Origin of the sequence: Streptomyces zagrosensis (assembly GCF_014203645.1) — a bacterium.
Taxonomy (GTDB): domain Bacteria; phylum Actinomycetota; class Actinomycetes; order Streptomycetales; family Streptomycetaceae; genus Streptomyces; species Streptomyces zagrosensis.
Window position 1 is genome coordinate 539906 of the sequence record NZ_JACHJL010000001.1, and the last position, 17363, is coordinate 557268.

At 71.4% G+C, this 17363-nt stretch carries 15 protein-coding genes and 1 riboswitch; of the genes, 8 read left to right on the top strand and 7 right to left on the bottom strand.

Annotated features, from left to right (window positions below; genetic code table 11):
- Nucleotides 1-8 precede the first annotated feature (8 nt).
- The 3 genes from FHS42_RS02295 to FHS42_RS02305 form a co-directional block, all read right to left on the bottom strand.
- Complete coding sequence (locus FHS42_RS02295; RefSeq protein ID WP_246494160.1) at nt 9-752, bottom strand: thiazole synthase; 744 nt, start codon at nt 750-752, stop codon at nt 9-11.
- Nucleotides 753-968: 216 nt separating this feature from the next.
- Nucleotides 969-1187 carry a sulfur carrier protein ThiS gene (thiS, locus tag FHS42_RS02300; RefSeq protein ID WP_184568763.1) on the bottom strand — a complete coding sequence of 73 codons (219 nt, stop codon included), beginning with the start codon at nt 1185-1187 and terminating at the stop codon, nt 969-971.
- Nucleotides 1184-2593 carry an FAD-dependent oxidoreductase gene (locus FHS42_RS02305; RefSeq protein WP_246494161.1) on the bottom strand — a complete coding sequence of 470 codons (1410 nt, stop codon included), beginning with the start codon at nt 2591-2593 and terminating at the stop codon, nt 1184-1186. The genes thiS and FHS42_RS02305 overlap by 4 nt, the downstream gene beginning before the upstream one ends.
- 288 nt (nt 2594-2881) lie before the next feature.
- A riboswitch (TPP riboswitch) is annotated at nt 2882-2993 on the bottom strand.
- Nucleotides 2994-3409: 416 nt separating this feature from the next.
- On the opposite strand from FHS42_RS02305, the gene FHS42_RS02310 reads away from it, so the two are divergent.
- The 5 genes from FHS42_RS02310 (at nt 3410) to FHS42_RS36530 (ending at nt 8452) form a co-directional block, all read left to right on the top strand.
- Nucleotides 3410-4588 carry an NAD(P)/FAD-dependent oxidoreductase gene (locus FHS42_RS02310; RefSeq protein ID WP_184569053.1) on the top strand — a complete coding sequence of 393 codons (1179 nt, stop codon included), beginning with the start codon at nt 3410-3412 and terminating at the stop codon, nt 4586-4588.
- A 204-nt stretch (nt 4589-4792) separates the two neighbouring features.
- Nucleotides 4793-5158, top strand: coding sequence for an Rv2175c family DNA-binding protein (locus FHS42_RS02315; protein WP_184568765.1), 366 nt, complete (start codon nt 4793-4795; stop codon nt 5156-5158).
- Nucleotides 5159-5318: 160 nt separating this feature from the next.
- On the top strand, nt 5319-6032 hold the full coding sequence (locus FHS42_RS02320) for a thiamine phosphate synthase (RefSeq protein WP_184568766.1): 714 nt from the start codon (nt 5319-5321) through the stop codon (nt 6030-6032).
- A gap of 182 nt (nt 6033-6214) precedes the next feature.
- On the top strand, nt 6215-7132 hold the full coding sequence (gene metF / locus FHS42_RS02325) for a methylenetetrahydrofolate reductase [NAD(P)H] (protein ID WP_184568767.1): 918 nt from the start codon (nt 6215-6217) through the stop codon (nt 7130-7132).
- Between the two features lie 45 nt (nt 7133-7177).
- Entirely contained in the window at nt 7178-8452 is a 1275-nt protein-coding gene (locus FHS42_RS36530; RefSeq protein ID WP_246494108.1) for a hypothetical protein, read from the top strand.
- Here the strand turns inward: FHS42_RS36530 and FHS42_RS02335 are convergent.
- From FHS42_RS02335 to FHS42_RS02350, 4 genes are all read right to left on the bottom strand, one after another.
- Nucleotides 8446-10074: a phytoene desaturase family protein gene (locus FHS42_RS02335; RefSeq protein WP_184568768.1), complete on the bottom strand. Its 1629-nt coding sequence runs from the start codon at nt 10072-10074 to the stop codon at nt 8446-8448. The genes FHS42_RS36530 and FHS42_RS02335 overlap by 7 nt on opposite strands.
- A 527-nt stretch (nt 10075-10601) precedes the next feature.
- A complete protein-coding gene (locus FHS42_RS02340; RefSeq protein WP_184568769.1) occupies nt 10602-11276 on the bottom strand; it encodes a TetR/AcrR family transcriptional regulator in 675 nt (224 codons plus the stop codon).
- 44 nt (nt 11277-11320) lie between these two features.
- Nucleotides 11321-13597, bottom strand: coding sequence for a YhgE/Pip family protein (locus FHS42_RS02345; protein WP_184568770.1), 2277 nt, complete (start codon nt 13595-13597; stop codon nt 11321-11323).
- The gene (locus FHS42_RS02350) at nt 13569-14435 is read right to left on the bottom strand and encodes an ATP-binding cassette domain-containing protein (RefSeq protein ID WP_184569054.1); all 867 of its coding nucleotides are present in this window, start codon (nt 14433-14435) and stop codon (nt 13569-13571) included. The genes FHS42_RS02345 and FHS42_RS02350 overlap by 29 nt, the downstream gene beginning before the upstream one ends.
- 442 nt (nt 14436-14877) lie before the next feature.
- Between FHS42_RS02350 and FHS42_RS02355 the strand changes: the two genes are divergently transcribed.
- The 3 genes from FHS42_RS02355 to FHS42_RS02365 all read left to right on the top strand — a co-directional run bounded on the left by FHS42_RS02355 (nt 14878) and on the right by FHS42_RS02365 (nt 17098).
- Nucleotides 14878-15414: an SAV_6107 family HEPN domain-containing protein gene (locus tag FHS42_RS02355; RefSeq protein WP_184568771.1), complete on the top strand. Its 537-nt coding sequence runs from the start codon at nt 14878-14880 to the stop codon at nt 15412-15414.
- Nucleotides 15415-15539: 125 nt separating this feature from the next.
- Nucleotides 15540-16385: a class I SAM-dependent methyltransferase gene (locus FHS42_RS02360; protein ID WP_184568772.1), complete on the top strand. Its 846-nt coding sequence runs from the start codon at nt 15540-15542 to the stop codon at nt 16383-16385.
- A 293-nt stretch (nt 16386-16678) separates the two neighbouring features.
- Nucleotides 16679-17098 (top strand): SCO2097 family morphological protein, encoded by a 420-nt coding sequence (locus FHS42_RS02365; RefSeq protein WP_184568773.1) that lies wholly within the window; start codon nt 16679-16681, stop codon nt 17096-17098.
- Nucleotides 17099-17363 lie beyond the last annotated feature (265 nt).

Here is a 17363-nt window from a genome sequence, read left to right on the forward strand (position 1 = left end):
GCCCCCGCCTAGCCGAACGCCGGGCGCTCCGGGTCCAAGGCCGCCCGGCCGTCCGCAGGTGAGGACGCCTCGGCGAAGTGCCGCCGCGGGATGCGGCCCGCGCGGCTGGCGAGGCGGCCCGCCGACACCGCGTACCGCATCGCCTCCGCCATGAGCTCAGGCTCCTGTGCTCGGGTGACGGCGGAGGCGAGCATGACGGCCGCGCAGCCAAGCTCCATCGCGAACGCGACGTCGGATGCGGTGCCGGCGCCCGCGTCGAGGATGACGGGCACCTGGGCGTGCGCGGTGATGAGCTGGAAATTGTGCGGATTGCGGATGCCGAGCCCGGAGCCGATCGGGGAGCCTAGCGGCATGATCGCCGCACAGCCGACGTCCTCCAGCTTGCGGGCGAGGACCGGGTCGTCATTGGTGTAGGGCAGCACTGTGAACCCGTCCTCGACCAGCGTCTCCGCCGCGTCCAGCAGCTCAACCGGGTCCGGCAGCAGAGTGCGCTCGTCGGCAACGACCTCCAGCTTCACCCAGTCCGTACCCAACGCCTCCCGCGCCAGCCGGGCGGTGAGCACCGCCTCACCGGCCGTGAAACAGCCCGCCGTGTTCGGCAGCACCTGGATGCCCAGCCTGCCGAGTACGGACAGCACGGAGCCTTGAACCGTGGGGTTGAGGCGGCGCATGGCGACGGTTGTCATCTGGGTGCCGGAGGCGATTAGCGCGCGCTCCAGGATCTCCAAACTGGGGGCGCCGCCGGTCCCCATGATCAGTCGGGAGGCGAACTGCTGCCCGGCGATGGTCAGCGGATCGGGGCATGGCGTAAACCCGTGCTCCCCGGCGGAGTCCGCGGTTCCGGTGGAGGCCGCGGCCCCGGCGGGCTGGGCGGAGGAGGTGGGCGTGACGGATGGGGTGGACGGCAGGGACGCGTGGGCCGTGGCGGCCTGGAGGTGGTTGAGGGCGGTATGGGACATGGGTACGGATCAACCTCCCTGGACGGCGGTGAGCACCTCGACGCGGTCCTGGGCGGACAGCGCGGTGACGGGCCACTGCCCGCGCGGCACGACCGTCTCGTTGACGGCGGCGGCTACCCCACCCGGTGCGGTGGTCAGCGTGGCGACGAGTTGGTCGAGAGTGATGCCAGCGGGCACCTGTCGGATCTCACCGTTGACGGAGACGGTGAGGGAAACGGAGACGGTCATGCTTGCTGCTCCTGGGATGCGTCGGTTGGCCGGGGCGCCCCGGTGCGGGTGTGGTGGGCCAAGGGGACGGTGTCCGGGCGCGCATAGGGGGCGGCCGGGGCAGGTTCGGGGGGCGCGGTGAAGCGCAGCGGCGTGAAGGGTCGCGCTAGCGCGGGTAGCTGGCCGCCGGTCAGTACCTCCGCCATCACATCGCCGGTCACCGGAGTGAGCAGCACCCCGTTGCGGTGGTGGCCGGTCGCGAGGAGCAGCCCGGGGAGTCCGGTCGGGCCCAGCAGGGGCGCGTTGTCGGGCGAGCCAGGCCGCAGCCCGGCCATCGTTTCGACGAGCTCAAGCTCGGTAATACCGGGCACCACCTCGTGCGCGTCCCGCAGCAGTTCATAGAGGCCGCCCGCGGTGATGGTGGTGTCCCAGCCGAGTTCCTCCGTGGTCGCGCCGACGATCAGCTCGCCATTGGCTCGGGGGACGAGGTAGACGTGCCCGCCGCGGACGACGGCTCGTACCGTGCGGGACAAAAACGGCCCAGCGGCGGCCAGCGCGGTCGGCACCCGCAGCCGCAGCAACTGCCCCTTCACGGGCCGTACCGGTGGTACGACATGTGGTGGCACACCGGCAAGACGCCCGCTGAGGCTGCCGCCCGCGAGCACGACCTGGCCCGCCGCGACTCGGGTCCCATCGGCTAGTACGGCGCCGGTGGCGCGCAGCCCATCGGTGGCGCGGTGGTCTGCCCCCGCGCGCCCTGCGCCCTGCGCTGCGCGCCCCAGGCCGGCGGTGTGGTCGTCGGCTCCGTGCCCAGTTCCGGCTCCGTACTCAGTTCCGGTTTCGGTCCTGGTCCTGGTTCCGGTCCCGGTTTCGGTCCAGGCCCCGGTTTCGGCGCCGGTCAGGGTCAGCCGTTGCGCCCAGGCGCGGTGGAAGCCGACCCCGGCCCGTTCGCAGGCGGTCAGCAGGGCGCTGGCGAGCAGCCGGGGGTCGAGTTGGTGGTCGCCGCTGACCTGTAGGCCACCGCGTACGCCGGGCGCGAGCAGGGGCTCAAGCCGGCGGCACTCGCGCCCGGTGAGCCACTGCGCGTCCAGCCCGCAGCGCTGCTGCAATGCGTGCAGATCGCGAAGCTGGGCGCGGTCGTCGGAGTCGAGTGCGACGGCGAGGGTGCCGCAGGTGCGGTAGCCGGTTGGCTGGCCGCTCGCCTCTTCGAGCTCGGCGGCGAATGCGGGGTAACGGCGCGCTGATGCCAGGTTGAGGCCGAGCAGTAGCTCCTCACCGAAGTGCGTCTCGGTGACCGCGGCCAGCATCCCCGCAGCGACCTGAGCTGCCCCGCCACCGGGCGCCGGGTCGGCCACCACGGTGCGCAGCCCGCGCTGCGCGGCCCGCCAGGCGGTCACCAGGCCGATGATGCCGCCGCCGATCACCAGTACATCGCAGCGGACATCGGAGGTTGTCGGCGCGGCCTGCCGGGCGGCGGGCTCGACCGGTTGCGCCGCGGTAGCCGGGGTCGGCCCGGAGGTGGCTTCGGGCTCGCCGGCGGCGGCCGATGGCGTTGGGTGGGCCGCGAACGTCGCCGTGCCGTGCGCGGGCTCATGCCGCGCGGCGCCAGGGGACCCGCGGCGCCGCGGGTTCATGGGGTGCTGCGGGTTCGTGGGGTGTTGGGGATCGTGGTGGGGTGGCGGGGCCGCAGCGGACCCGCCATCGGCAGACGCGTGCATGGGCGTCCAGCCCCTCCCTTCGCCGGAATGACCCGGATCAGGTTCGTACGGTCGGGGGCCGCCAGCCCCCCTCTCAGCCCGGTGCGTCCGGGCTCCCGCGAGTGGTGTGCACCCGCCACCCTAGTACGGGCGCGGGGGCGCCCGGAATGGAGCTGACCCGCATCGGTGGTCAGGGCACCGACCGGGCCACCGGGTGGGGCGGGATGAGTGCGGTCCGGGCCACCGGGCGGGGCGGGTTGAGTGCGGTCCGGGCCACCGGGCGGGGCGGGGTTGAGTGCGGTCCGGGCCGCCGGATGGGGCGGGTGCGGGCGTGGACCGGGGCTGAGGTCGCAGCTCACGCCGCTGTACCGGGTGGCGTCTTGTGTCGGAGATCTCCCCGCACGGCGCTGCGGCGGGCGACACCCGTCGTCTTACAGTGATCGCGTGAGCGAGGACACCGAGGCAACGAGCATCGGCCGCAGTGGCGGCGACGTGACCGGTGGCCTGGGCCGCGACGACCGAAAGGTCGTGATTGTCGGTGCCGGGATGGCCGGGGTGCAGACCGCGGTCGCCCTGCGTGAGCAGGGCTGGACCGGCGACATCTCGTTGCTGGGAGCCGAGTCCCACCCGCCCTACGACCGGCCCCCGCTCTCCAAGACGGTGCTGCTAGGCAAGGCCGATGGCTCGGCGTTCGACGTGGACTTCGCCGCGCTCGGCATAGACCTGGAGCTCGGGCGGCGGGTGTCCGGCGTACGCCCTGCGGAACGACTCGTTCAGACCGATGCGGGCCCCGTGCCGTACGGACATCTCGTCATCGCCACCGGCGCGGAGCCGATCGCGCTGCCCGGCAGCGAGGGCGTACCAGGGGTGCATGTGCTGCGGACGCTGGACGATGCGGAGCGGCTGCGTCCGGTGCTTGCCGCGCAGCGCGACATCGTGGTCGTCGGGGCGGGTTGGATCGGCGCCGAGTTCGCGACCGCGGCTCGCGAGGCGGGTTGTGCGGTCACCGTCGTCGAGGCCGCGGAGCGCCCGCTAGCGGGCGCGCTGCCGGCCGAGGTGGCCGCTCACATGGTCGGCTGGTACGCGGACAGCGGTGCCGTGCTGCGCACCGGGGCCAGGGTGAGCGCGGTGGAGCACGGCGTAGTGCTGCTCGATGACGGCACCCGGCTGCCCGCGGGCGCCGTGGTCGTCGGCATCGGAGCCAGGCCGGCGACGGATTGGCTCCTTGGCTCGGGCATCGCCCTCGCGCCGGACCGCTCCATCCTCGCCGATGACGCGCTCCGAGCCTCAGTACCCGGCGTCTACGCGGTCGGTGACTGCGTCTCCTTCCCCTCGGCCCGCTATGGACAGCGCCTCCTCGTCCACCACTGGGACAACGCGCTTCAGGGCCCGCGCACGGTTGCCGCACACATCGTCGGCGGCGAGGCCGCCAACTTCACTGGCCCCGTCTACGACCCGGTGCCGTACTTCTGGTCCGAGCAATTCGGCCGGTTCGTGCAGTACGCGGGGCACCACACGGCCGCGGACACGCTGGTGTGGCGCGGCGACCCGACCAGCGCCGCGTGGACCGTGTGCTGGCTACGCGAGGGCGTCTTGATCGCTCTGCTGGCGGTGGGCCGTCCTCGTGACCTCACCCAGGGCCGCAAGCTCATCGAGCGCGGCGCCGGTTTGGACACGACCCGCGCGGCCGACCCCTCAATTCCGTTGAAATCCGCCGTACGGTGAGGTCCTTATGGTGCCTGCACACGGCGTAGCCCAGCACCCCCGGCCCGGCCTAGCATCGCCGCCACCAGCCGGCGCACGAGACGCCAGCCGCAGGCCAGGACGTGCAGGTCACGGCCCGGCAGACGGGACGTAGCCGCGGTCGGAGCGACGACAGGCGGGCCGCTCCGGCTACCCACTGTCAGTCCCAGATGGCAGGCTTGTCCCGTGACCGAGATTGACGCAAAGACCGATGCTCTCGTCCCTGCCTGGCTCACCCTCCCCGACATCGCCGAACAATTCGACGTCGAGGTGACCCGCGTTCGGCAACTGGTCAAGGAGGGCCAGTTGATTGCGGTGCGCCGCGGTGAGAACCGCGTGCTCCAGGTGCCTGCCGATCTCATTGAGGACGGCCGGATCATCAAGGGCCTCGTCGGCACCTTGACGCTGCTGCGGGACGACGGCTTCACCGACGAAGAGATGCTGGAGTGGCTTTTCACTCCGGACCCAACGCTCCCCGGCACCCCAGCACAGGCGCTCCGCGAGAACCGCGGTACGGAGGTGAAGCGCCGGGCGCAGGCGCTCGCGGTGTGAGCCGAGCGCGCGGGGCGGCGCCGCCAGCAGCGGGCCCGCGCCCGCGAGGCTCCGCCGTCCGCGCTCCTTCGTAATACGTAGAGAACGCAACCGACCGGCGTACGGGCCGGGGCTCACCTCGCCCGGCCCGTACGCCGCCGATTTGGGGGGAGACCGCTCCATGGCCACCGCAGGCCAACAACTCGCCGACGCCCGGCTGTATCTGTGTACCGACGCCCGCAAGCGCCAGGGCGACCTGCCGCAGTTCCTTGACGCGGTGCTCGCCGCCGGTGTGGACATCGTGCAACTGCGGGACAAGGGCATGGAGGCGGCCGAGGAGCTCAATCACCTCGCGGTGTTCGCCGAGGCGTGCCGTAGGCATGGCAAGCTGCTCGCAGTCAATGACCGCGCCGATGTCGCCTTCGCCACCCGCGGCCCACAGCGGGCAGGGGCACAGCCGGCCGGGACGCAGCCGGCCGGGGCCCAGGTGCTGCACCTGGGCCAGGGTGACCTGCCGGTGTCCGCGGCTCGGGCGATCCTCGGCGACGAGGTGCTGATCGGGCGATCGACCCATGCGCAGGCGGAGGCCGCCGCCGCGGCCGTCGAGCCCGGCGTTGACTACTACTGCACGGGCCCCTGCTGGCCGACGCCGACCAAGCCGGGCCGGCACGCCCCCGGGCTGCCCCTGGTGCGGTACGCGGCGTCGCTCGCCTGCGACCGGCCCTGGTTCGCCATTGGCGGGATCGACGCGGCCAACCTGGAGGAGGTCCTCGACGCCGGAGCGCGCCGGGTGGTGGTGGTGCGCGCCATCACCGAGGCCGATGACCCGGCCGAGGCCACCGCCAGCTTGGCCAAGCGGGTGCGGGAGCGCGCGGCCCAACAGAGCCACCGCTAGCCCGCTGTCGCCGCCTTCGGGTGAGCGAAGCGGCCTGCGCTGAGAAAGTGGCCTGCTCCGAGAGCGCAGCCGCGCCAACGAACCCCGGGTCGTTGTCCGAAAGCTGGACATCGATCCGGGCCTAGCGGACATATCGCAACGGAAGGTTGGGGGCCCGCCGATCGGCTGGATAACCTGCTGGTATGGCCCTAGGCACAGCGTCCACCCGGACCGACCACGCCCGTACCGTGCGCGACCTGCTCGCTTCCGGCGAACAGTCCTATTCTTTTGAGTTCTCGGCCCCGAAGACTGAGAAGGGCGAGCGAACCCTGTGGAATGCCATTCGCCGCATTGAGGCCGTTGCGCCCACCTTTGTCTCTGTCACCTACGGTGCAGGAGGCTCGTCGCGCGAGGGCACCGTGCGTGCGACGGAGCGCATTGCCACGGACACTACTCTCACCCCGGTCGCCCATCTCACCGCCGTTAACCACTCGCTGTCCGAGCTACGCAATGTGATTGGCCAATACGCCGACGCGGGTATCCGCAACATGCTCGCGGTGCGCGGCGACCCGCCCGGCGATCCGATGGGCGAGTGGGTGCGCCACCCCGAGGGCATCGGCTACGCCGCCGAACTCGTCGAGCTGATCAAGGAGTCCGGCGACTTCTGCGTCGGCGTCGCGGCGTTCCCCGAGATGCACCCGCGCTCACAAGACTGGGACGCCGACGTCCGGCACTTCGTCGCCAAGTGCCGCGCGGGCGCCGACTTCGCGATCACCCAGATGTTCTTCTATCCGGAGGACTATCTGCGGTTGCGGGACCGGGTCGCGGCAGCGGGCTGTTCGACCCCAATCATCCCCGAGATCATGCCGGTCACTAACGTTCGGCAGATCGAGCGCTTCGCGCAGTTGAGCAACGCCGCTTTCCCGCCCGAACTTGCGTCTCGCATCCTGGCGGTCAAGGACGATCCAGCGGCTGTACGCTCAATCGGAATCGACTACGCCACTGAGCTGTGCGCGCGGTTGACGGCCGAAGAGATCCCCGGGCTGCACTTCATCACCCTGAATCACTCCACGGCCACGCTTGAGATCTACGAGAACCTGGGGCTGCACCAACGGTCCTGACGGCGGTGACGGCCGGACCTCTGCGGCCGGACGAGAGGGGCGGACATGGGCTGGGCGGTCCTCTACTGCGCATTCGGCGTCGTCGCACTGTGGTTGCTCGGTGAGGTACTGCTCCAGTACAAGGCCCGGTTGCGCTGGCGGCTGTTGGCCTTTGGCGGCTTCCTCTGCGTCGTGGTGGGCGTCGTGCTTCCCTCGGTGCTCGTCATCGCGGCGGGTGCGGCGGCCTTCGCGGTCGGGCAGACCTACGTCACGCTGTCCTTCCGACGTGGTTTCGCCACCGGTTGGTCGTTGCGCGGTGGTCCTGACAGCAACAGCAACAGCAACAGCGGCCGGGGCAGCGGCGGCAGCAAGCGACGTAGGGGCGCCGCGGCCCCGGCCGCCAAGCCCACGCTGCGGGTCTCCGATCTACAAGCGGAACCGGACGCGCTGCCGCCCCCGGCCGCCGCCCCGCTCGTCACCCAGCCCGTGCCCACCTACCAGCCGCAGCCGCTACCTGACGACACCGACGGCTACGGCATATACAGCGCAGCCGGTGCTCCGGGCGCCTCCGCCCCCGGTGCTCCGGACGCCGCGCACGGAACACCCAGCGCCCAGGGCGGCCAAGCCCCAGGCGGCGACGGCGGTGCAGCGGACGCAGCCGGTGGGTTCGAGGCGTACGCGGGATACGCAGGGCAAGACGCCAGCGACGGCCAGCACGGCTATCCGCCGGGCGGTGACGGTCATGCCGGGGACGCCTACGGTTACGGCGCGGGGGGCTACGCCGGCAACTCCGAGCAGTCCTACGGCAGCGCCCCGCCGCCCACCGACGACCCCTACGCCTACACCAGCCATCCGCTCGACGCCTACGGTCAGGACGCCCTGAACACGCCGGGCCCCTACGATCCCTACGGTCAGCCGCCGGCACCCGCCCAGGACGGTTACGCCGCAGCCGGCTTCCCCCCAGACGGTTACCCCCAAGCCGGCTACGACGGCCAGGGCGTTCCTGACGGCGGCGGCTACCCCGAGCCGCAGCTCGCCGAGCCGAGCTATTCCGGGCAGGAGTTCGCCGGACCGGGATACGCAGGAGACCCAGGCGGCGGCTATGGCGCGGGCTATGACATCGGCGATCCGGGCAGCGACGGCTATGGCCAGGGCGGCTATCCGGCCGATGGCTATGGAGCGCCGCAACAGTATCCGCAGACTCCGTCGGACGGCGTGTGGGTGCCGCAGCAGCGCGACGGCGAGATGCCACCGGGGGCTCCGCCCGCCGGGCAACCGCAGCCCTATCCGTACGACCCGGACTACCGCGACACAGGCCACGACGAGCAATACCGCTATTGAGAGCCGCGCCAGTCCGCGCCATCGATGATCAGGCCGGCGACCATAGCGCCCGACATGCCGGCGTGCGCGAGGCCGCCGCCCGGATGCGCCCAACCGCCCACCACATACAGCCCCGGCAGCCGGCTCAGGTTCGTCGGTGCCAGGAACTGTCCGCCGGCGCCCGCGAGGGCAGGGCCCGGCACGCCGCCGGTCGCCGCGCCCGTGTCCTGGGCAGTGTCGTACGGGGTGCGTATCTCGCGCCACAGCAGCCGGTCCCGTAGGCCCGGTACCGCCACCTCGGCGGCCGTGACCAGCCGGTCCGCAGCTTCCTCGGCCAGCGCGGTGCATGACGCAGAGCGGGCCCAGTCCACCGCGCCATGCGGGCGCGCGGCAGCGGTGAGGGTCACCGCCTCGTGATCGCCGTCCGGCACCAGTTCCAGGTCATCGGGGCGCAACACGGTCACCGTCGGCTGCTCTGCCACCCCTGCGCCGGGCGCTGCCCGCTCGGCGCTGCCCGGCCGGCTGCGTCCGGGCAGCGCCGGGAACAGCGCCGCGTACTCCCCGTCGCGGTCCGCCGAGTGCACGACCGTGCGGTGCGCCGCTCCGGCGGGCCTGGCGCCGCGCAGCGCGAGGAACACCGAAAACCGGCCGAGCGGCGCCTGCTCCCGACCCGGGCCGGGGCGGCCCGCGCTCGCGCCGCTGACGCCAGCTCCCGCAGCAGGACCGGTAGCGGCGAGGGCGGGGTCGGCCACGGTGGCGCCCGCCGCAAGCAGGTGCTCCAGCCGCGCCGGGCTCACCCCGGCGACCACCAGGTCCGCATCGATCACCGAGCCGTTCGCCAACTCAACGCCCGCGGCCCGGCCCCCCTTGGTACGCACGGCCACGGCCTCCGCGTCGAAGGCGAACTCCACCCTGCGGGCCAGACAGCGTTCGTAGAGCGCGTTGGCCAAAGCCCGCATCCCGCCCCGTGCGTACCAACTGCCGAAGGTCTGCTCCATATAGGCGAGCACGCTTGCGCTGGCGGGCGCGTGCCGCGGATCGAGGCCGTACGCCAGGGCGTGACTCTCCAAGAGTGCGGCAAGCCGCGGGTCGGCCAGCTCACGCCGGGCAACCTTGGCTAGCGGGGCCGGGCCGCCACGCGGAAACCAGCCGCGCCGCAGTGCCGGATACGGGTCATCGGCCAGCGATGCCACGTCGGCGCGCAACGGCTCCTCAAGCAGGGGCCGCCGGGTGGCATCCCATACCTCGCGTGCGCGGTTGATCAGCTCGCTCCACCGCTCACCCGCACCCGTGCCAAGCGCGGCGTCGAGCGCACTGACCACCCCGGCTCGGGAGGCGTTCGGCAGGGCGACCCGCGCCCCGCCGGGGAAGATGTGGGCAGCGGCCGGATCGACCTGCCGCAAATCGACGCACTGCTCCAGCGTCTCCTTGCCGGTCTTGACGAACAGATCGCGGTAGACGGCGGGCAGATGCAGCAACCCGGGGCCGGTGTCAAAGGCGAACCCGTCCCGCTCACGACGGCCCACGCCGCCGCCGTGAGTTCGCCCACGCTCGTACACCGCCACCCGGTGGCCCGCGACGGCCAGCCTGGCGGCGGCTGCCATCGCGCCCATCCCCGCGCCGATCACCGCAATCCGTGCCATGCCAACGACTTTATCCGCCACCACTGACAAGGCCGCCGCCCGGCTGCGTCTAACAACGCTGCCGCCCGGTCGCGGCTGCGGCTGGGCGCCGCCACTCACAGCCTGAGTACCTCTACCTAGGCGCACAGATGAGTAGCCGCGCGGATGGGGCCCGGCCTGGGAAGACGGAAGAGTGAGGGGCACGGAAGGGGCGCTGGCGCCGCACCGCCGACACGGGGCGGCGGAACGGCGCGGCGGCCCGGCCGTGACGGGGGGCGGGTTGGTTCGGGGGAGCCCGACAGCGGGGGAGCCTCGGGCAACTGGGGCACGGGGGATGACGGGGGCACGGGGGAGCACGGGGTACGGGGGCGGGGTTCGGGGGAGCCGCGGGGGCGTAGGGGGAGGCGCTGTTCTGGGGTCGGTCGAGGGGGATCGATCAACGCCAGAACAGCGCCTTCTCCGTTGTCGAGCCGGCGCGCAGAGCCCGCACCACGGCGTAGCCTCGCGCCCCCGCACGCCGCCCCCGCACGCCGCTCCCCCGTGCGCCGCTACGAAGCCGGGGCCGGGCCCGTCGCGCGGTTGCCGCTCACTCGCCCCTGGATCAGCAGGGAGAGCGCGGCGTGCACATCGTCGAGCGAGCGCTGGGGCTGATAGGACTTCCAGTCAAGGGCCGCCACCAACACCATCCCGAACAGGGCCGACGCCGTCAGGCCGATGTCGATTTCCGCGCTCAGTTCGTCCTTGGCCACCCCGTCGTGCAGTACGGACTCGATCACGGCCAGTACCTTGGCGCGTACCACCATCAGCGTGGACTGCCAGGCGCGGTTGGTGCGCCACAACTCGGCGGCGTAGAGCTGGGTCAGCGCCGGATAGCCGTCGATGAAGACGAGTCCGGAGCGGATCATCGCGTCGAGTGCGGCAACGCTGCTGCCGCCGCGCGCGGCCACCTCGTCGGCAGCCTCCTGGAGCGCGTCTCGCAGCAGTTCGATGCCGTGCCGCAGCAACTCCTCGAACAGCACCGACTTACTGGCGAAGTTGTAGTAGACGGTGCCCTTGGCAACGCCTGCCCGCTCGGCAATCTCGTCCACCGTGGTGGAGGAGAAGCCCTGTTCCGCGATGAGCGTGACGGCGGCTTCGAAGAGTTTGCGCCGGGTGGCCTGCCTGCGGTTGTCGGCGGGCGATCCCGCGGGTGTTCGTGATGCGGGCGCGGCGCTGGTGTCCATGCCCCCGATTCTGCCTGTCGGCGCGGGTCGGCGGTTCGCGCCGCTCACAGGGTGAGCTCCGGGTGCAGCCGGTCGATGGACCACACCTGCTTGCGGCGGGCCGACACGGTCGTCAGGGCCAGCGCGCCCACGGTGAAGGCCAGCAGGACCACACTGCCCTGCCATACCGGTTCCAGCCCGCCGCCGGTGATCAGCCTGCGGAGCGCCTCCACGATGTAGCTCATCGGCAGCAGCGGATGCAGGGCGTTGAAGAACGCCGGGCTGGTCTGCACCGGATAGGTACCGCCGGCCGACGTCAACTGAAGCATCAGCAGCGCGAGGACGAGAATGCGTCCGGCGGGCCCGAAGCGCGCGTTCAACCACTGCACGATCGCAGCGAAGCAACAGGTGACCAGGAGCAGGAAGCCCACGGTGCCCGCGGCGCGAGCCATCTCCAGGCCAAGGCCCCAGTGCAGCACGGACATCAACACCATCGTCTGCACGGCACCGATCGCCGCGACCGGCAGCCAGCCCGCTAGCGTGATCCGCAGCGGTGACGCCCCGGCGGCCAGCGCGCGCCGGTTGAGCGGCTGGATGAGCATGTACGCCACCATCGCGCCGACCCACAGGGAAAGTGGGATGAAGTACGGGGCGAACCCGGTGCCGTAGTTGGGTGCCGCGTGCATCGACTGGGAGGCGAGCTGTACGGGGTCGGCCATGACCTCGGTACGAGCGTCCCGCTCTTGCTTCCCGTAGTCGGGGATCTTCTTGACGCCGTCATGCAGCCCGCCGGACAGCTTCCCTGAGCCGTCCACGAGCTTGAACAGGCCCCCGTCGAGGCTGCCCGCTCCGGTGTGCAGGTCATCAACGCCGGTGTGCAGGGACGAGGCGCCGGTTTTGGCGGTGCTGAGACCGCCGTGCAGTTGCCCGGCGCCGGCGGCGACCTTGTGCGCGCCCGCGTTGAGCGCGTTGATCTTGGTTACGGCCGCGTCGATGTCCCTGCTCAGGTTCGGGGCGTGCTGCGCCAGCCAGGCGGCCTTGTCGTGCACGTCGTCTAGGTCGCGGGCGAGCTTGTCCAGACCATCGGTGTTCTTGTGCACCAGAGTGTCGAGGTCCTCCGCCACGTCGGCGGCGCTGTCGGCGGCGTCCACGGCCTTGTTGAGGGAGTCGCACACGGGCGCGGGCAGCGAGGCGTTCGCCTCGGGTGCGCCCGACCGCGCGCCGGGGGCGGTCCGACCGGCGCCCGGGGCGCTCGCGCTACTGCCGTTGTGAGGACCAGCGGGGTCACTGGGGCCAGTGGTGTCCTTGGGGCTAGCGGTTCCCGGGCCCTGGCTAGGGCCGGCGCCACCGGTCGGGCCGCTCGTCGGCGGCGTGAGCCCCGTACAGCGGCTCCGGTGCTCGGCGGCGAGATCATCGGCCGCCGTCCGGGCCTTGGTCGCGGCGGTGGTGGTGGACGCGGGCAGCGTGTCGAGGTCGCCGCCGATGCGCCGCGAGGCGTCGGCGACGAGTTGGGAGGCGTCGCCGATGTCCTTGCCGTGCTCCGTGAGGAAGCGGCGGGCGTTCGCGTTGTCGCGGTAGGCACCGTTGACCTTGTCGGCGAGCTGCTGGGTGCCCTCGGCGACGTCGCCCGCACCCGTCTTCAACCGGCCCGAGCCGGTGTGGAGCTTCGTCACCCCGCCGCTGAGGGACTTGCTGCCCTTCTCGGCCTTGTCGAGCCCCTTGTGGATCTTGTCGGCGCCGTCCTTCGCCTTGCCGATCCCGTCGCCGAGCTTGTCGGCACCCTTGGCCGCTTCCGCCGTCTTTCCATGGATGTCGGAGAAGCTCACAAAGATCTTGTCGTAGAAGCCGCGCGACGCCTTGCTGGAGGCGGCGGCGCGCACCTCGGAGAACACGGTGCGGGAGATCTGTCCGACGATGTAGTTGTTGGCGTCGTTCGTACGCACCTTCAGCGCACCGGTCTCCGGCGCATCACCGGAACTTGAGGCGATCTGATTACTGAAGTGGGAGGGGACGGTCAGCGACAGATAGTACGTGCCCTTCTCGACCCCTTTGCGTGCCTGCTCGGCGGTGGTTTCGTGCCACTCGAACGTGTTGCTGTCCCGTAGTCCCTTGACGAGTTCGTCGCCGACGACCATTTTCTCGCCGCCTACCGTGGCGCCCTTGTCGGCGTTGACGAGCGCGACCGGAATCTTGTCCAGACGGTCGTACGGGTCCCAGAAGGACCACAGGTACAGCGCGCCGTACAGCAGGGGAAGCAGCAGTATCGCGGCGAGGGCGGCCCGCGGCAGCTTGCCCCGACCGAATCGCTTCAGCTCAAGCGCGGCCAGCTTCGGCGATCGCATCCGGCGCCCCTTCCTCGTGCTCATGTGCCGTGCGGTCCTGGCGGGTCTTACGGGTCTTGCTGGTCTGGCTGGATTTCCTGGCCCCGTCGAGCTCACCGGGCCCGCTGGTTGTGCTGGCTGCGCTGGTTGTGCTGGTTGCGTTGAGCCCGCTGGCCTCTCGCGGGCGGTCGGCCCGCCTAGTGGTGACCACCACGGCACCCTGCGGCGGTTCGCTGCATACGGCGAGAACTGTGGTCCCGCCATCGGCGATGCCGCGCAGCATCGACCAGGCGCGGGCCTGGTCGGCCGCCGACAGCTTGAGGTCGGCGTCATCGACGGCCAGTAGCCGGGGGCAGCCGATCAGCGCGAGGGCGACCGAGAGCCGTAGGGCCTCAAGGCGCTCCAGATCGCGCACGGCCGTGCGCGGCCCCTTCGGTAGCGTGTCCAGGTCAAGACCGGCACGGCTCAACGCGTTGTCGATCCGCGCGCGGGAGTCGGCCGCACGCTCGGCGCGCGGTCGGAGCAGCCCACGCAGGGAGCCGCCGAACCGGCGGGCGAGTAGGGCCCGTTCGCGTAGCTGCTCGGCGACGGTGAGCGCCGGTTCGAGATCCGATACGCCGGGCACGGGGCCGAGCCCGGTGCTGCGGCGCACGGCTGTCATCTGCCGCGGCAGCCGGTACTCACCCACTTCGGCCAGCCCGGCGGTGATGCGCATGCGGCCGGTGAGCGCGAGCAGCAGGCAGGTGCGCCCAGTGCCGGACGGGCCCACGACGGCGATCAGCGCGCCGGGCGCCGCAGTGATGTTGATGTCGCTGAACGCCCAGCCGCGCGGGCCGCGCACGCCCAGCCCCTGGGTCATGACGGCCGCCCCGGGCGGGGAGTGTGCCTCCCCGGCAGGACGAGGAGATTGGTTCACGAGACTCCTTTTAGGCTGACTGGTCAGTCTAAAAAGTATGCACGGACCAGCCGTCGTCACACCAGTCGGGGGGTTCGGAGCTCGGAATGTGGAGCTCGGATTGACGGGCGTGGGTCGCGGCCGTGGCTCTGCTGTGGGAATCGGCTCGATGTGGTGGGTGCTGGTTCGGTGCGCTGCCGAAGACGGCCTGGACCACTCCCGAACCGACGTGGCAGCAGCGGCTTTCGCGGTGTGGTCAGCGTGCCGCGTCGGCGCCCTGCCGCCCGCTGTGCTATCGGCGTTAACGCAGGTCAGAGCCGATTGTCAGTGGTGTGCCCCACGATGGGCACATAAGGCGGTCCCATTACCACATGACGGACCGCCCGACGACGACAGGAGGTTCGTCATGGCCAGTACCGCCGCCGCACGACGGCACCATGCCGCCGCTGCCCCTTCGTTGACCGGTCCCGCGAGCGATGTCCACCCCGTACTCCGCCGTGCCACAGCCCCGCCCGCGGCCCTCGACCTGCTCACCCAGGCCCATCAGGGACTGGAAGAGGCCGCCGTGCTGGCGGCGCCCAACGAGCGCTTCGCCACTGCGCATCTGGCCGCCCTGCGCACGGCTGCCGCCGTGCTCGCCGTCCATGGCCGTCCCGAAACCAGCCCACGGCGACGCCAGCGCATCCGCAGCGCGTGGGAGGTGCTGCCCGAGGTGATGCCGGAACTGACCGAGTGGAGCGCGCTGTTCGCCTCTGGCGCCGGCCGCAGGGCGCGGGCCGAGGCAGGCATACACGGCGCGGCCAGCGACCGAGACGCGGACGACCTGCTGCGGGACGCCGGCATGTTCCTGCGCATAGTGGAGCGCATGCTGGTGCTGCAACCCGTGCTGCCCCGGCAGGCGCCACGCGACGACGCGCCACGCGACGACGCGGCGGGAGGCTGACGCGGCCGACCCACACCACGCGACCGGTCACCGCATCGGAGGCAATAGGCTGGGGTTCTACGACGTCAGTTTCTCGCCGACACCGCCGCAGGCCGTGTCGGCACCGCGCCGAGGAGCCACCCGCTGTGTCAGACCCGTTGCGCCCCCGTGCGTCTCTTCGTACTGCCGTGGTCTGGGAGGTCCTGCGGGGCGCCCTGGATCGCCGGGTCAAGGCCGCGGGCCAGGACGGCGCGAGCACGGTAGGCCACCCCGTCCACACCGGCAGCCCCGACCACCCAGACCACCCCGACCACCACCTCGATCACCTCGATCACACTGCCCTAGACGTCTTGGACACCGGCGGCGGGACCGGCAACTTTGCGGTTCCCGTCGCCCGTCTGGGACACCGGGTCACGGTCGTTGACCCCAGCCCCAACGCGCTGTTCGCCTTGGAGCGCCGGGCCGCCGAGGCCGGTGTGGCCGATCGGGTACGCGGTGTGCAGGGCGACGCCCACGGCCTGTTCGACGTGGTGAACCGCGATGGATACGACGTGGTGCTCTGCCACGGCGTCTTGGAGTACATGGACGACCCGGCCGAAGGCGTACGCAACGCCGTCGCAGCACTGCGGCCCGCGGGCGTGCTCAGCCTGCTCGCCGCCGGGCTCGGCGGGGCGGTGCTCGCCCGCGCGCTGGCCGGGCACTTCGTGGAGGCCCGGCAGGTGCTCACTGACCCGGCGGGCCGCTGGGGCGAGGGCGACCCGGTGCCGCGGCGCTTCACGGCCGACCAACTGTCCGAGCTGGTGACGGCGGCGGGGCTGCGCGTGAGTGCCGTACACGGCGTGCGCGTCTTCGCTGACCTGGTCCCGGGCGTCCTGGTGGACACCGAACCGGGGGCCATGGACGCGCTGCTGCGGCTGGAGGCCGCGGCGGCTGAGCAGCCCGCGTTCCACTCTGTCGCCACCCAGTTGCACGTACTGGCCGAGCGGCAGTGATCCCCGTCCCACCCGTCACTCGCGTGGACTAGCGCGTGGCAACGGCCGCCAGAGCGGCGTGCAGTCGGCCACAGGCCACCCGATCAGCTCGTTCCCACCGTATGATCGAAGGCACACGGTCCGGCATGGCGGGTCGGTGGGTGGGGAATGGACGTCTCAGAGCCATCAGGCACCACTGCGGTACTGGTGGGTGAATTGGCGCAGAGGGGCGGGTTTCACGGGGGCGATTCCCTGCCTATCCTGGAAGGGTCGCACCCCGGTCGCCCCCCGCGACCGACGAGTAGGAGGACTCCGTGCCGCTCTCGGAGCACGAGCAGCGCATGCTCGAGCAGATGGAGCGAGCGCTGTACGCCGAAGATCCCAAATTCGCGACAGCGCTTGAGGGTAGCGGCCTGCGCACATACACCCGTCGCCGGGTCTACCAGGCGGTCGCGGGTTTTTTGGTGGGCATCGCGCTCTTGATGGCTGGGATGGTCGCCCAGCAGATCTGGATCAGCGTTGTGGGGTTCCTCGTCATGCTGGGATGCGCCGTTCTGGCCGTGACCGGTTGGCGTAAGGCACCCAAGCCAGGTGAGCAGGCCCAGGCCCAGACCCAGGGAACAGGAGACGGCGGGGCAGCAGCATCGCGCAGGCCAAGCCGTCATCAGCGCCGTTCGATGATGAACCGAATCGAGGAGCGGTGGCAGCGTCGCCGCGATGAGCAGGGGCACTAGGAGTTCGCTGGATTCCACACATGCCAAGGCGTGGTTGTCCTGGACGACGAAAACCGCGCACGGTGTAGGACTTAGGTTGAGGCTGCTTGACGACTCATTGAAGGCCGTCTAACGGTAAGAGCTATGAGCGGAGCGTCACTTACGAGTGACGCTCCGCTCATAGCTCTTTTGTCATGGTGTAGCGGCGAGCTTCGCCGTCCCCGGCCTCGCCCACCTCGGCTACGGCGCGGGCAGACCCGTGCGGGCTCCCCGTACAGGCCGCGAC

Excerpts from the sequence above, each read along its gene's own strand:
- FHS42_RS02320 (WP_184568766.1), top strand. The coding sequence starts at position 5,319 with ATGGCCACCGCAGGCCAACAACTCGCCGACGCCCGGCTGTATCTGTGT.
- FHS42_RS02310 (WP_184569053.1), top strand. The coding sequence starts at position 3,410 with ATGGCCGGGGTGCAGACCGCGGTCGCCCTGCGTGAGCAGGGCTGGACC.
- FHS42_RS02350 (WP_184569054.1), bottom strand. The coding sequence starts at position 14,435 with ATGACCCAGGGGCTGGGCGTGCGCGGCCCGCGCGGCTGGGCGTTCAGC.
- FHS42_RS02355 (WP_184568771.1), top strand. The coding sequence starts at position 14,878 with ATGGCCAGTACCGCCGCCGCACGACGGCACCATGCCGCCGCTGCCCCT.
- FHS42_RS02335 (WP_184568768.1), bottom strand. The coding sequence starts at position 10,074 with ATGGCACGGATTGCGGTGATCGGCGCGGGGATGGGCGCGATGGCAGCC.
- thiS (WP_184568763.1), bottom strand. The coding sequence starts at position 1,187 with ATGACCGTCTCCGTTTCCCTCACCGTCTCCGTCAACGGTGAGATCCGA.
- FHS42_RS02340 (WP_184568769.1), bottom strand. The coding sequence starts at position 11,276 with ATGGACACCAGCGCCGCGCCCGCATCACGAACACCCGCGGGATCGCCC.
- metF (WP_184568767.1), top strand. The coding sequence starts at position 6,215 with ATGGCCCTAGGCACAGCGTCCACCCGGACCGACCACGCCCGTACCGTG.
- FHS42_RS36530 (WP_246494108.1), top strand. The coding sequence starts at position 7,178 with ATGGGCTGGGCGGTCCTCTACTGCGCATTCGGCGTCGTCGCACTGTGG.
- FHS42_RS02345 (WP_184568770.1), bottom strand. The coding sequence starts at position 13,597 with ATGCGATCGCCGAAGCTGGCCGCGCTTGAGCTGAAGCGATTCGGTCGG.
- FHS42_RS02295 (WP_246494160.1), bottom strand. The coding sequence starts at position 752 with ATGGGGACCGGCGGCGCCCCCAGTTTGGAGATCCTGGAGCGCGCGCTA.